15 protein-coding genes and 2 pseudogenes are annotated in these 13,020 nt (G+C 74.2%); 10 read left to right on the forward strand and 7 right to left on the reverse strand.

Annotated features, from left to right (window positions below; genetic code table 11):
* Positions 1-172: 172 nt before the first annotated feature.
* From mnhG to mbhE, 6 genes and pseudogenes are all read right to left on the reverse strand, one after another.
* Positions 173-529 (reverse strand): monovalent cation/H(+) antiporter subunit G, encoded by a 357-nt coding sequence (mnhG, locus tag KPF47_RS36110; RefSeq protein WP_224392920.1) that lies wholly within the window; start codon positions 527-529, stop codon positions 173-175.
* Positions 526-798, reverse strand: coding sequence for a monovalent cation/H+ antiporter complex subunit F (locus KPF47_RS36115; RefSeq protein WP_224391667.1), 273 nt, complete (start codon positions 796-798; stop codon positions 526-528). The genes mnhG and KPF47_RS36115 overlap by 4 nt, the downstream gene beginning before the upstream one ends.
* Positions 795-1,199 (reverse strand): Na+/H+ antiporter subunit E, encoded by a 405-nt coding sequence (locus KPF47_RS36120; protein WP_224391668.1) that lies wholly within the window; start codon positions 1,197-1,199, stop codon positions 795-797. Before KPF47_RS36120 ends, KPF47_RS36115 begins: the two co-directional genes overlap by 4 nt.
* Complete coding sequence (locus KPF47_RS39475) at positions 1,196-1,987, reverse strand: proton-conducting transporter membrane subunit (RefSeq protein WP_308015579.1); 792 nt, start codon at positions 1,985-1,987, stop codon at positions 1,196-1,198. The genes KPF47_RS36120 and KPF47_RS39475 overlap by 4 nt, the downstream gene beginning before the upstream one ends.
* Positions 1,966-2,736, reverse strand: coding sequence for a proton-conducting transporter membrane subunit (locus KPF47_RS40650; protein ID WP_308015580.1), 771 nt, complete (start codon positions 2,734-2,736; stop codon positions 1,966-1,968). Before KPF47_RS40650 ends, KPF47_RS39475 begins: the two co-directional genes overlap by 22 nt.
* Positions 2,737-3,138: 402 nt before the next feature.
* A pseudogene (gene mbhE, locus KPF47_RS36135) lies at positions 3,139-5,689 on the reverse strand (hydrogen gas-evolving membrane-bound hydrogenase subunit E).
* Between the two features lie 374 nt (positions 5,690-6,063).
* Between mbhE and KPF47_RS36140 the strand changes: the two are divergent.
* The 4 genes and pseudogenes from KPF47_RS36140 to KPF47_RS39495 all read left to right on the forward strand — a co-directional run bounded on the left by KPF47_RS36140 (position 6,064) and on the right by KPF47_RS39495 (position 8,068).
* Positions 6,064-6,588, forward strand: a complete 525-nt coding sequence (locus KPF47_RS36140; RefSeq protein ID WP_224391671.1) for a gamma carbonic anhydrase family protein — start codon at positions 6,064-6,066, stop codon at positions 6,586-6,588.
* Positions 6,585-7,265: pseudogene (locus tag KPF47_RS36145) on the forward strand (uracil-DNA glycosylase). Before KPF47_RS36140 ends, KPF47_RS36145 begins: the two are co-directional and overlap by 4 nt.
* Positions 7,266-7,293: 28 nt before the next feature.
* Complete coding sequence (locus KPF47_RS36150; RefSeq protein ID WP_224391672.1) at positions 7,294-7,881, forward strand: DUF1707 domain-containing protein; 588 nt, start codon at positions 7,294-7,296, stop codon at positions 7,879-7,881.
* Positions 7,882-7,933: 52 nt separating this feature from the next.
* Complete coding sequence (locus KPF47_RS39495; RefSeq protein ID WP_255660512.1) at positions 7,934-8,068, forward strand: hypothetical protein; 135 nt, start codon at positions 7,934-7,936, stop codon at positions 8,066-8,068.
* Positions 8,069-8,077: 9 nt separating this feature from the next.
* Here the strand turns inward: KPF47_RS39495 and rpmB are convergent, their stop codons facing one another.
* Positions 8,078-8,269 (reverse strand): 50S ribosomal protein L28, encoded by a 192-nt coding sequence (gene rpmB, locus KPF47_RS36155; RefSeq protein ID WP_020627372.1) that lies wholly within the window; start codon positions 8,267-8,269, stop codon positions 8,078-8,080.
* A gap of 194 nt (positions 8,270-8,463) precedes the next feature.
* Here rpmB and KPF47_RS36160 point away from each other — a divergent pair, with 194 nt between their 5' ends.
* The 6 genes from KPF47_RS36160 to KPF47_RS41260 form a co-directional block, all read left to right on the forward strand.
* Positions 8,464-8,916 (forward strand): IS5 family transposase, encoded by a 453-nt coding sequence (locus tag KPF47_RS36160; RefSeq protein ID WP_224387966.1) that lies wholly within the window; start codon positions 8,464-8,466, stop codon positions 8,914-8,916.
* Positions 8,867-9,079 (forward strand): hypothetical protein, encoded by a 213-nt coding sequence (locus KPF47_RS36165; RefSeq protein ID WP_224391674.1) that lies wholly within the window; start codon positions 8,867-8,869, stop codon positions 9,077-9,079. The genes KPF47_RS36160 and KPF47_RS36165 overlap by 50 nt, the downstream gene beginning before the upstream one ends.
* A 68-nt stretch (positions 9,080-9,147) precedes the next feature.
* Positions 9,148-9,516 carry a transposase gene (locus tag KPF47_RS36170; protein WP_374108899.1) on the forward strand — a complete coding sequence of 123 codons (369 nt, stop codon included), beginning with the start codon at positions 9,148-9,150 and terminating at the stop codon, positions 9,514-9,516.
* A 10-nt stretch (positions 9,517-9,526) separates the two neighbouring features.
* Positions 9,527-11,257, forward strand: a complete 1,731-nt coding sequence (locus tag KPF47_RS36175; RefSeq protein WP_224391676.1) for a DAK2 domain-containing protein — start codon at positions 9,527-9,529, stop codon at positions 11,255-11,257.
* Positions 11,258-12,847: an ATP-dependent DNA helicase RecG gene (locus tag KPF47_RS36180; protein WP_374108943.1), complete on the forward strand. Its 1,590-nt coding sequence runs from the start codon at positions 11,258-11,260 to the stop codon at positions 12,845-12,847.
* Positions 12,826-13,020, forward strand: a 195-nt coding sequence (locus KPF47_RS41260) for a helicase-related protein (protein ID WP_374108944.1), incomplete at its 3' end; no start/stop codon positions are given. The genes KPF47_RS36180 and KPF47_RS41260, both read left to right, overlap by 22 nt.

Consider the following 13,020-nt stretch of genomic DNA (forward strand, 5'->3'; position numbering starts at 1 on the left):
GCTGATCCTGGTCGTGCTGTTCGAGAGCTGCTCGACGCTGCCTGGTCATCTTCGCAGGTGGTGCGGGCGGTCGGCCCTACCGCAGCGGCGCGATCGACCGGAGCGCACTCGTCGTCGACGACCTGGGGGAGGACATCGACGCCGACGCCCGTGCCCGCGAGGTGCGGACCGTTCAGCCGTCCTCGCCGGAGCCGGGCGCGTCCTCGCGCAGCGTGGACGGGGTCGAGGGGGGCCCGGAGCGGTAGGCGGCGTGCCCGATCGCGAAGCTCGCGATCGGGATCGTGAACAGCTGCAGCGCCACGGCGACGCCGAGCGTGAGCAGCACCCCGGGCTCGGGCACCAGGACCGCGACGCCGACGAGGATCGCGACGATCCCGAGCCCGGCGGCCTTGGTCACGGCGTTCGTGCGGTTGTAGACGTCGGGCAGGCGCACCATGCCGACCGCGCCGGCGGCGACGAGCAGCACCCCGGCACCGAGCACGACCCCGCCGATCGCGTTCTGCACCGGTCCGCCGACGAGCACGCTCACCGCTTCGCCCCCTTCTCCGCCCAGATCAGCCGGGCCACGGCGACCGTGGTGAGGAACCCGACCAGGGTCGCGACGACGACGAGGTCCAGCATCGCGGTGGAGCCCAGCCGCACCGCGAGCAGCGCGACCAGCCCGACGACGACCGCGAAGCCGTAGTCGACGGCCAGCCCGCGGTCGGCGTCGGTGGGCCCGGCCAGTACCCGCCCGACGGCGACCAGCAGGCCGAGCGCCAGGACGACGATCCCGGCGTCCAGCAGCAGGATGCTCACGAGGTCTCCTCCGGATCGAGGTCGACGACGCCCGGGGCGGGGCGACGCAGGAACGCCAGCAACCTGTCCTCCATCTCGTGCACGCTCGCGCGCAGCTGTTCGGGATCGGCGGCGTGCATGCCGTGCACGAGCAGCTCCGGGCTGCGCGAGCCGGTGGTGAGGTTCAGGGCGAGTGTGCCGGGCGTCAGGCTCAGCAGGCTCATGATCGACGCGATCTCGACCATGCTCCGCGACCGCAGCCGGACCCGGACGACCGCCGGGTCGATCCCGTGCCCGGGGGTGAGGACCTCGCGGAGCACGACGGCGTTGGCGTGGAAGAACTCGCCGGTGAACCACAGCAGGAACCCCACCGCGGCGCGGGCGCGCCCGCCGCGGCCGGGTGCACGTCGACGGGTCGTCACGGCGTGCCCACCGCCCCGACGTAGGCGGCGGTGTCGGCGAGACCCTGTCCGGCGACCGTCGAGAGCGCCAGCAGCGGCTCCGCCCACAGCCCGAGCAGCAGCGACAGCGACCCCAGCGCCAGCGCCGGGACCACCGCACGGACCGGGACCCGCAGCGCGACCACGGTGCCCGCGCCGGCCCCGGGGTCCGGTTCCGGGGCGTCGCCGCCCCAGAAGGCGCCGTTCCAGATCTTCAGCATGGACAGCAGCGTGACCACGCTGACCCCGACCGCGACGAGCGCGGCGGTGACCATCCCGGCCTCGACCGCCCCGACGACCAGCGCCAGCTTCGCGACGAACCCGGACAGCGGCGGGATCCCGGCCAGGCTCAGCGCCGACAGCGCGAACGCGACCGCGGTCGCCGGGTTGCGGGCGGCGAGCCCGCCCAGCCGGGACAGCGTGTCGGTGCCGACGTACTGCTCGACGGCGCCGGCACCATCAGCAGGGCCGCCTTGACCAGCAGCACCACCCAGCACGTACTGCACCAGGAAGTAGATCGCGGCGGCCAGCCCGGCCGGGGTGGAGATCGCCAGGCCGAGCACGATGTAGCCGATCTGGCTGACCATGTGGAAGGTCGAGATCTGACGCATGCCGCCCGCACCGACCGCGCCGAGCACCCCGACGACCATGGTCAGCAGCGCCGCGACCAGGACGACGGGCAGGAAGCGCGGGTCGCCGTCGTAGACGACGGAGTAGACGCGGAACAGCGCGTACACGCCGACCTTGGTCAGCAGGCCCGAGAACAGCACGGTGACCGCGGCCGGGCGGCGGGGGTGTAGGCCCGCGGCAGCCAGTTGTGCAGCGGCACCAGCGCGGCCTTCACCGACAGCGCCAGCAGGATCACCGCGGTCGCCGCCGCCAGCGCCGGGTCGGTCACCGCGCGCCCGGCGAGGTCGCCGAGCTGCACGGTCCCGGCGACGCCGTAGACGAGGCCGAGCCCGGCCAGGAACACGGTCGAGGCCAGCAGGTTCACCGTCAGGTACAGCCGCGACGCCGCGATCCGCTCCGGGCCCCGCCCGGTCGCGATGAGCACGTAGCTGGGGACCAGCATGACCTCGATGAACACGAACAGGCTGAACAGGTCCGCGGTGAGGTAGGCGCCGTGCACCCCGGCGAGCAGCAGCAGCGACTGCGGCAGGAACGCGCGGTCGGTGTCGGATCCGGTGACCGCGGCGAACGCCAGACAGGCGATCCCCAGCACCCCGGTGACGGTCAGCATGATCGTGCCGAACGCGTCGGCGGCCAGCGGGATCGCGATGCCCGCGGGCCAGTTCCCGAGCCGTTGCACGATCACCGCGCCGTCCGCGGTGGCGGCCAGCAGGCCCGCGGACACCGCCGTCGACGCGGCGAGCGCGGTGAACGCGACGATCCGCCGCGCCGTCATCGGCAGCAGGAACGGCCCGCCCCCGCCCGGCGGGCGCGCGGTGAGCAGGACCAGCAGCCCGCCGCGGCGAGCGGGACCAGGATCGGCGCGACGACGAGCGCCTCGGGCGGTCACCGGGCGGTCTCCCCGCCCTCGTCCTCGTCGCCGCCTTGAGCAGGGCCAGCAGGTACACCGTGATCGCGAAGGCGATCACGATCGCGGTCAGCACGAACGCCTGCGGCAGCGGTCGGCCATCGCGCCCGGTCCTGCTGCCCCAGCAGCGCGGGCTCGCGGGTCGCCATCCCGCCCGCGGAGATGATCAGGACGTTCACCCCGTGCCCGAGCAGCACAAACCCCAGCACCGTGCGCAGCAGCTCGCGCTGCAGGACCAGGTAGACCCCCGCGACGGGCGACCACGACCGCGGGCGACCGTCCGGACCGCGGCCGGCAGCGCAGGAACGCCCGCAGCGCCGCAGCCCCGCGTCCTGCTGCCCCCCCGACGGGTCGCGCGCGCGGGACCGAGCCCGACCGCGGCCGTCACCCGGAGCTCCCCAGCAGGGAGCCGGTACGGGCGCGCCCGCCGATCCGGTCGGTCGCGGCCACGATCAGCCCCACCACCATCAGATAGATCCCCAGGTCGAACACGAACGACGACAGCAGCACACCGCCGGGCAGGTACACCGGCGTCAGGAACGGCAGCCCCAGCGGGTACACCGCGATCCCGGTGAGCAGGCTGAGCAGCAGCCCGGACCCGACCAGCGGCTCGGGGCGCAGGCGCAGCGCCCACGCGTCGCCGCGGTGGGACAGCCGCAGGAACACGATCGCGACGCCCCCGACCAGCGAGGAGATGAACCCCCGCCGGGCTCGTCGTGGCCGCGCCAGAGCAGGAACAGCGACATCAGGAGCATCAGCGGGGCCAGCACCCGGCTCGCCACCCGCATGACGATCGTGTCGGCCGGGCCGTCGGTGGCGACGCGCTGCCGCGGGCTCCCCTCGGCTCCGGCCTCGCCGCGCCGGATCAGCACGAGCAGCCCCAGCGCCGCGGCCCCGACCACGACCGCCTCCCCGAAGGTGTCCATGCCGCGGAAGTCGACCAGGATCGTGTTGACCACGTTCGTCCCGCCGGTGGCGGCCTCCGCGGTGTCCAGCAGGTACCCGCCGACCGGCGACGGCCCGCGGCGCCCGGTCAGGACGTAGGTCGCCGCCCCCAGCGACAGACCGGCCGCCACCGCCGCGACCGCGGCCGGCGCGCGGCGCCACCGGGCCGGGCGGCGCAGCCGGACCCCACGGCCGCGCAGCACCAGCACCGCGACGACGGTGGTCAGCACCTCCACCAGCAGCAGGGTCATCGCGACGTCCGGCGCGCCGGCCAGCAGCAGCCACAACGCCGTCGCCAGACCGCCGAAGCCGGTCAGCGCCAGCGCCGCGGTCACCGAGCGGGTCGTCACGGCCCCGGCGACCGCGGCCGCCACGAGCACCACGACCACCCAGTCCAGCGGCCGGCTGACCGGCGCGGGGAACGGCGTGAGCGAGGGCAGGGCGACCCCGGCGGCGACGGCGAGCACCGGCAGCGCCAGCACCGGGCGGGCCAGGACGGCGGCGGGGGAGGGGTCGGTGTCGGGCCGTCCCACCCGGGTACCGAGGGCGAGCAGCCCGGCCCGGACCCGGTCGAAGGCCGCGGCACCGTCGGGCACCGGGAGCCGCTCCAGGGCCCGGTCGACCCGGTCGCGCCAGTGGAACAACGCGTAGCCGGCGGCGATGGTGAGCACCGACAGGACCAGGGCGGTCCCGAACCCGGGCCACAGCACGAACGTGACCGGCTCCGAGCCCGGGTCGAGGTCGCGGGCCGCGCGGTCGGTCAGCGGGTTCAGCACCCGGACCGCGGGTCCGAGCACCAGCCCGAGCAGTGCGGCGACGGCGGCCGGGGCGAGGAACGCCCGGGACGGCTCGTACAGGCCGGGCTGGCTGAGCCTGCCGCCGAACGCGCCGTGCACGATCCGTGCGGAGTAGGCGAAGGTCAGCGCCGACGCCACGACCGCGACGGCCGCGGCGACCGGACCGGCGCCCGGGGCGAAGTCGGCCTCCAGGAAACCCTCGTAGAGGTTCTCCTTGGACACGAACCCCAGCAGCGGCGGGACGCCCGCCATCGACAGCGCGGCGACCCCGGTCAGTGCCGCGGTGACCGGCATGACCTTCCGCAGGCCGCCCAGCTCACGCACGTCGCGGCTGCCCGCCTCCTTGTCGATGATGCCGACCAGCATGAACAGGGTGGCCTTGAACAGGGCGTGCGCGAAGGTGTGCAGCACCGCCGCGGACAGCGCGTACGAGGTGCCGACGCCGATCGCCGCGGTGAGCAGGCCCAGCTGGCTGACGGTGGAGTGGGCGAGCATCGCCTTGAGGTCGTGCTCGCGCAGCGCCAGCACCGCCCCGACGACGGCCGTCGCCAGCCCGAGCGGCACCAGCACCGCCGACCAGGCCACCGACGGCACGTAGATCGGGGTGAACCGCATCAGCAGGTAGATGCCGGCCTTGACCATCGTCGCGGCGTGCAGGTACGCGCTGATCGGGGTCATCGCGACCATCGCGCCGGGCAGCCAGAAGGTGAACGCAGCTGCGCGGACTTCGTCGCCGCGGCCAGGATCAGCAGCGCCCCCGCGGGCAGGGCCAGGGGATCGGCCAGCACCGCACCCGGGTCGGCGAGGACCACGTCGAGGCTGGTGCTCCCGGCTGCGACACCGATCATGACCACCGCGCCCAGCAGGGCGAACCCGCCCATCGCCGTCACGACGAGTGCGCGACCCGCGGGCAGCGCCGCCGCCGGCCCGGCCGTGTTGATCAGCAGGAAGGACAGGACGGTGGTGAGCTCCCAGAACACGTAGAGCAGCACCAGGTCGTTCGCGGTGACCAGCCCGATCATGGCGGCGGCGAACCCGGCGAGCAGACCGTAGACCGTGCCGATCGGGTAGGAGGACTCCAGGTAGCGCGGGCAGTAGGCCATCACCAGCGCGCCCACGCCCAGCACGATCGTCACGAACAGCAGCGACAGGCCGTCCATCCGCAGGCCGAAGGAGATGCCCAGCGAGGGCATCCAGGACACGCCCGCGGTGAGGACCTCCCCGCGGACGACGTCACCCGCGGCGGTGTTCGCGTAGACGGCCAGCGCGGCGAGGCCCACGGCCAGCGGGTAGCCCGCGTCGCGTCCGAGCAGCCGGGCGAGCACCGGGGCGAGCAGCGCCAGCGCGACCGCTCCGCCCAGGGTGACCAGGGGGATCACCGGGCAGCGCCTCCGTCCAGGGGGCCGGGGGTGCCGCGCACCCTGATCATGACTCGGGAGCTTCTACCCGTTCGACGGGGTTTCCACACCGCCGGTTCCGGTCACTCCGATCGGTTGCGCCGCGCACGTTCCCGCGGGTGGGTGGGCCCCCGGCGTGGCGGCCCGCGAGCGCTTCGTACCCTCCCGGTGTGCCTCTGTACGCGCTCGGTGACGCCGAACCGGACATCCATCCGACCGCCTACGTCCATCCGGACGCCGTCGTGATCGGCAACGTGACGCTGGGCCCGGAGTCCACCGTCTGGCCGACCGCGGTGCTGCGTGGCGACGACGGCCGGATCGAGGTGGGTGCCCGCAGCAGCATCCAGGACGGGTCGATCATCCACACGACCCTGGAGCGGCCGACGGTCATCGGGGACGAGGTCACCGTCGGGCACAACGTGCACATCGAGGCGGCCACCATCGGCGACCGGGCGCTGATCTCGTCCGGCTCGGTGGTGCTGAACGGCTCGACGATCGGCGAGGGCGCGATCGTCGCCGCCGGCGCGGTCGTGTCCCCGAAGGCCGACGTGCCGGCGTACCGGATGGCGCTGGGGGTGCCCGCCCGCGTCCGCGACGGCTACGAGGTGCCCGCCGACCGCTGGCGGTACGCCGTGGAGTCCTACGTCGACCGGGGCCGCCGCTTCGCCTCCCAGCTGCGCCGGCTGGAGGGCTGATGGCCAAGCCGCTGCACGAGGTCGTCGAGGCCGGGTGGGCCAGGCCCTGGAACCGGTCGCCGAGACGATCACCGCGATGGGCGAGTTCCTGCGCGCCGAGATCGCCGCGGGCCGCCGCTACCTGCCCGCCGGGGCGAACGTGCTGCGCGCGTTCCAGCAGCCCTTCGACGAGGTCAGGGTGCTGCTCGTCGGGCAGGACCCGTACCCGACCCCGGGGCACGCCGTCGGGCTGTCGTTCTCCGTCGCCCCCGAGACCCGCCCCCTGCCGCGCTCGCTGCAGAACATCTTCCGCGAGTACGCCGAGGACCTCGGCCACCCCGCGCCCACCTCGGGCGACCTGACCCCGTGGACCGAGCAGGGTGTGCTGCTGCTCAACCGGTGCCTGACCGTCGCGCCGGGAGAGCCCGCCTCGCACCGCAACAAGGGCTGGGAGGAGGTCACCGAGCAGGCCATCCGCGCCCTGGTGGCCCGCGACGCCGAGCCGATGGTCGCGATCCTCTGGGGCCGCGACGCCCCGCAACCTCGCGCCGCTGCTGGAGGACGTGCCGACGATCGAGTCGGCGCACCCGTCGCCGATGTCGGCGGACCGCGGCTTCTTCGGGTCGCGACCGTTCAGCCGGGCCAACGACCTGCTGGAGGAGATCGGCGGGGAACCCGTCGACTGGAAGCTGCCCTAGGCTGGACCGGGTGGACGACCCGGGGGACATGCGCATATCGGACGCCGACCGTGAGGCGGCGGCCCGCCGCCTGCACGACGCCCTCGGCGAGGGCCGCATCACGCTGACCGAGCTCGAGGAACGGCTCGACGCCGTCTACGCCGCGCGCGTCGCCCGGGACCTGCAGCCGCCGCTGGCGGACCTGCCCGGCGGGCTGCCGCCGTCGGTGACCGCGCTCGCGCCCACCCCGGCCCGCCCGCCCGCGCGCTCGGAGCGGGTGCACCTGCGGACCGGTGCGGGGACGATCAAGCGCACCGGCGACTGGCAGGTGCCCGCGGCCCTGCACCTGTCGTCGTCGATGGGGACGATCCACCTCGACCTGTCCGAGGTCCGGTCGCTGCCGCCGCGGATCGACATCGAGGTCGCGCTCGGGATGGGCGAGATCGTGCTGGTGCTGCCCGAGGGCGGCACCGCCGACGTCGACGGCACCAAGGCGTCCTGGGGCGAGGTGAAGACCCGGGTGCCCGCGACCCCCGGAGCCGCCGGGCCGCACCTCGTGGTGCACGGCAGGGTCGGCATGGGATCGGTCACCGTTCGCGGGGCACGCCGCAGCTGGTGGCGGTCCCTGGTCGGGTGAACCGGCCCCGGGAACGACGAAGGCCCGGTCCTCGGGGGACCGGGCCTCGATCGTGGTTCGGGTCTCGCGCACTCAGAGGTCATTTCAGAACGAGGTCGACGTGTCTGTTGTAGACGACAAGCGGCTATCTGACCTGCCGTTTGATCTGTCGTCGAGGGGTCAATGGAAACTCGACAAGTCGTTCTGAAACGACCTCTCAGACGCGGGTCACCTTGCCCGCCTTCAGGCAGGAGGTGCAGGCGTTGATCCGACGGCGGTTGCCGCCGTTGATCGCGGCGCGCACCGTCTGGATGTTGGGGTTCCAGCGGCGGTGGGTGCGGCGGTGCGAGTGCGAGACGGACATGCCGAAGCCCGGACCCTTGCCACAGACGTCGCAGACGGCAGCCACGTCGGACACTCCTCGGGTTGACGAACAGATTCACGAACGGATTCCCGGCACGGACGTGCCGGGGTTCGGCCTTCAAGTCTAGCCACGCCCGTGTCGTGACCGGCGCGCGGGGGCGTCCGGCGGCACCGGGGGCGCCCCCGCACCTAGGGCGCGTCTCCTAACCCGGCTGGTCGGGCCTGCGCGATGATCAGTAGGTGTCGCGCCGTGCCGTCCTGACCGATGCCCAGTGGGACCGACTCGAGCCGTTACTGCCCTCGTCGGACGGGATGCCAGGGCGCCCGTTCGCCGATCACCGCAGAGTGATCGAGGGGATCATCTACCGGTTCCGCTGCGGGCTGGCCTGGCGTGATGTCCCGGTCGAGTTCGGGCTGTGGCAGACCCTATGGAAACGCCACCGCCGCTACTGCGGTGACGGCACCTGGGACCAGGTTCTCGCAGCTCTGCTCGCCGATGCCGACTCCGCCGGTCTCGTGGACTGGGCCGTGTCGGTCGACTCGACGATCATCCGCGCTCACCAACACGCCGCGACCCTGCAGCGGGACACAGGGGGCCGGATCGAACTACAAGAATCTGCTGATCGAGCCGCCCGATCACGCGTTGGGCCGCTCCCGCGGAGGGCTCGGCACGAAGATCCACCAGCTCGTTGACGGACACGGCCGCCCGCTGGTCGTACTGGTCGGCCCTGGCCAGGCCGGTGACGCCCCGATGTTCGCGCACCTGATGTCACATCTGAGCGTCGGACGGGTCGGTCCGGGCCGACCGCGGACCCGGCCCGAGCGGGTCCGCGCAGATAAGAGCGTCCGGCAGTAGAGGTGGCCGTGTGTCGGTGTTGGTAGAGACACGGACCTGCAAGTGATCATGGGATTGCTGATGTCCTGATGGTCGCCTGGAGAGTCCGTGCCTCTACCTGCAACGACACCCCCACGACCTCATTTGCCGGGCGCTCTAAGGCCTACTCCTCACGCGCCATCCGCGCCCACCTGCGCGGACGACGGATCGTCGCGGTCATCCCGGAGCCGGCTGACCAGCAGGGACACCGGAAACGACGCGGCACACGCGGCGGTCGACCACCGGCGTTCGACCGGGTCGACTACCGCGGCCGCAACGTCGTCGAACGCGGGTTCTGCGAGGTCAAGCAGTGGCGCGGCCTCGCGACCCGCTACGACAAACTCGCCCTGACCTTCCGCGGCGGAGTTGCACTGAAGGCCATCGTCACCTGGTTGCGCACTTTAGGAGACACGCCCTAGTGTGGGGCCCGTGGCCTCGCCGTTCGACCCCGCGCTGCTGCGCCGCTGGATCGACGCCGCCGCCGAGCGGCTCACCGCCGGGCGGGCCGAGATCGACCGGATCAACGTCTTCCCGGTCGCCGACCACGACACCGGGTCGAACCTGCTGCTGACCGCCCGTGCGGCGGCCTCGGCCCCGCTCGACGGGGGCGTGCCCGTCGCCGATCCCGTCGCCGAGGACGTCCGGCCGGTGCGGGCCGCGGCGGCGCTGGCCGCGGCCGCGGTGCGCGGTGCGCGCGGGAACTCGGGCCTGATCCTGTCCCAGCTGTTCCGTGGGCTGGCCGAGGAGCTGGCGGCCGCGGCCGCACGACGCCCGAACACCCCGGCCGGCGAGCTGCTCGCCGGGGCGCTGCGACGGGCTGCGGGGCTGGCGGCCGTCGCGGTGTCCGCGCCGCGCCCGGGGACCGCGCTGACCGTGCTGGACGCCGCCGCGGCGGCCGTGGCGGCGCGGGTGGCGGCCGGGGCGGCGACCGGGCCGTCGGCGTCGGGCCCGGCGCTCGCCCGGGTCGCAGGCCTGCCCGGGCACGCCGACCCCGACGGCGGGGGTCCCGACACGACCGGTGCGCTCGCCGAGGCCGCCCGGGTGGCCGCGGACGCGGCGCGGGCCGCACTGGCCCGGGCCACCGGGCGCCCGCCGGAGCTGGTGCGGGCCGGGGTCGTCGACGCGGGCGGGCTCGGCCTGGTCGTGGTGCTGGACGCGCTGGTCGCCGCGGCGGGCGGTGATCCGGGCCCGCCGCCGTCGTCGCAGGTGGGGACGCCCGGTCCGGCCTCGGCGGTCACCGCCGACGGCGAGCTCGTGCCGTGGGTGCCCCAGCCGGTCTACGAGGTCACCTACTGGCTGCCCGGACCCGACCCGGCCGCGCTGGAGACGCTGCGCGCCCGGCTCGCCGGTCTCGGGGACTCGGTCGGTCTCGCCGGGGACGGCGGCGGCGGGGTGATGGTGCACGTGCACACCACCGAGGCCGGGCCCGCGGTCGAGGCGGGGCTGGCGGTGGTCCGCCCGTCGGGGATCCGGATCGAGGCGCTGCCGCCGGCGCCGCCGACCCGCGACCGCGCCGTCCTGCTGATGATCGAGAGCAGCGGGGCCGGGGCGCTGGCCCGGGCCGCGGGCGGGAACGTGCTGGTCGCCGACCCCGACCCGACCGTCGACGAGGTGCTGGCCGCGATCCGCGCGACCTGCGCCGAGCACGTCGTCGTGCTGCCGTGCGCGACGCACCGGCGCACGGTCGGTGAGACCGCGGCGCAGCGGGTGCGGTTCGAGGGCATCGACGTCGTGGTGGTCCCGGCGAGCTCGGTGCTCCAGGGCCTGGCCGCCCTGGCGGTGCACGACCCCGCGCGGCGCGCCCCGGACGACGTCGTCGCGATGGCCGAGGCCGCGGCCGCCACCCGGACCGGCGGGCTGGCCGTCGCCGAGGCCGAGGCGCTCACCTGGGCCGGTCCCTGCCGTCCGGGGGAGATCCTCGGGATCTCCGACGGCGAGGTCGTGCTGATCGCCCCGGACCTCGCTGTCGGTGCCCTGTGGTTGGCTCATCGCATGCTCACTCCGGGTGGGGAGCTGGTGACCGTGCTGCTCGGCTCGGCCGCCCCCGACGATCTCGGGGAGCGGCTCGCCGAGGACCTGCGCCGCACCCACCCGGAGGTCGACGTGGTGGTGCACCGGGGGGAGCAGGGCGACTACCCGCTGGTGCTGGGAGTGGAGTAGATGGACGACGGGTTCGACCTGGACAGCCGGCTCGACGGGCCGCTCGGGCGCAAGGCGGCGGACGCGCTGGCCCCGCTCGGGCTGGAGACCGTCGGGGACCTGCTGCGGCACTACCCGCGGCGCTACGTCGACCGCGGCCGGCTCACCGAGATCGCCGGGCTGGTGGCGGGTGAGCACGTCACCGTCGTCGCGGCGGTGGCGCGCGCCGAGCTGCGCGAGATGCGCAACCGGCGGGGGAAGATGCTCAAGGCCGTCATCCGGGACGAGAAGGGCGGCGAGCTCGACGCCACCTTCTTCAACGGCTGGAAGCTGCAGGGCTTCATCAAGCAGGGCGTCGTCGGGGTGTTCTCCGGCAAGGTCGGGGTGTTCAACAACCGGCTGCAGCTGACCCACCCGCAGTTCGAGGAGATCGAGGAGAGCGACTCGCTGCGGCCGTTCCTGTCGGTCTACCCGGCGAACGCCAAGGTGACCTCGCAGGCCATCGCCCGGTCGGTGCGCCAGGTGCTGGAGCAGATCGACGACCCGACCGACCCGCTGCCCGGGTCGCTGCGCGAGCGGGAGAAGCTGCCGGAGCTGGGGCGGGCGCTGCGGCGCATCCACGTGCCCGAGACCGAGGCCGACCTGTTCGCCGCGCGCCACCGCCTGGTGTGGGACGAGGCGCTCGGCGTCCAGCTCGCGCTCGCGCTCCGGCGGGAGGCCGCCGTCGCCCGGCCGGCCCCGGTGTGCCCGCGCCGCGACGACGGTCTGCTCGCCGCGTTCGACGCGGACCTGCCGTTCCCGCTGACCGAGGGCCAGCAGGAGGTCGGCGAGCAGATCGCCGCCGACCTCGCCCGCGAGCACCCGATGAACCGCCTCGTGCAGGGCGACGTCGGCGCGGGCAAGACGATCGTCGCGCTGCGGGCGATGCTGCAGGCCGTCGACGCGGGCACCCAGGCCGCGATGCTGGCCCCCACCGAGGTCCTCGCGGCCCAGCACGCCCGTTCGCTGCGCGCGATGCTCGGCGCGCTCGGCCGTGGCGGTGAGCTCGGCGCGGGGGAGAACGCGACCGCGGTGACGCTGCTGACCGGGTCGATGGGGGCGAAGGCCAAGCGGCAGGCACTGCTCGACGCGCAGTCCGGCGCCGCAGGGATCGTCGTCGGGACCCACGCGCTGATCCAGGACACCGTCGGGTTCGCCGAGCTGGGGCTGGTCGTGGTCGACGAGCAGCACCGCTTCGGGGTGGAGCAGCGCGACGCGTTGCGCGCCCGTGGCGAGAAGGCCCCGCACATGCTGGTGATGACCGCGACGCCGATCCCGCGCACGGTGGCCATGACCGTCTACGGCGACCTGGCCGTGTCCGAGCTGAAGGGGCTGCCGAAGGGCCGCTCCCCGGTCGCGACGACCGTCGTGCCCCTGGCCGAGCACCCGTCGTGGATCGAGCGGGTGTGGCAGCGGATCCGCGAGGAGGTCGAGGCGGGCCACCAGTGCTACGTCGTGTGCCCCCGGGTCGGGGGGACGGAGAAGGAGGGACGCCGACGAGCCCCGCGCCGGACGACGACGGTGGCGAGGAGCGGCGTGCCCCGCTCGCGGTGCTCGACATCGCCCCGTTGATCGAGGAGAAACTGGCCGGGCTGCGGGTCGGGATCCTGCACGGCAAGCTCCCGCCGGAGGAGAAGGACACCGTCATGCGGGCCTTCGAACGCGCCGAGCTGGACGTGCTGGTCGCGACCACGGTGATCGAGGTCGGTGTCGACGTGGCCGAACGCGACCGGGATCGTGCTGCT

Origin of the sequence: Pseudonocardia sp. ICBG1293, assembly GCF_020131355.1 — a bacterium.
In the GTDB taxonomy this organism is placed as follows: Bacteria; Actinomycetota; Actinomycetes; order Mycobacteriales; family Pseudonocardiaceae; genus Pseudonocardia.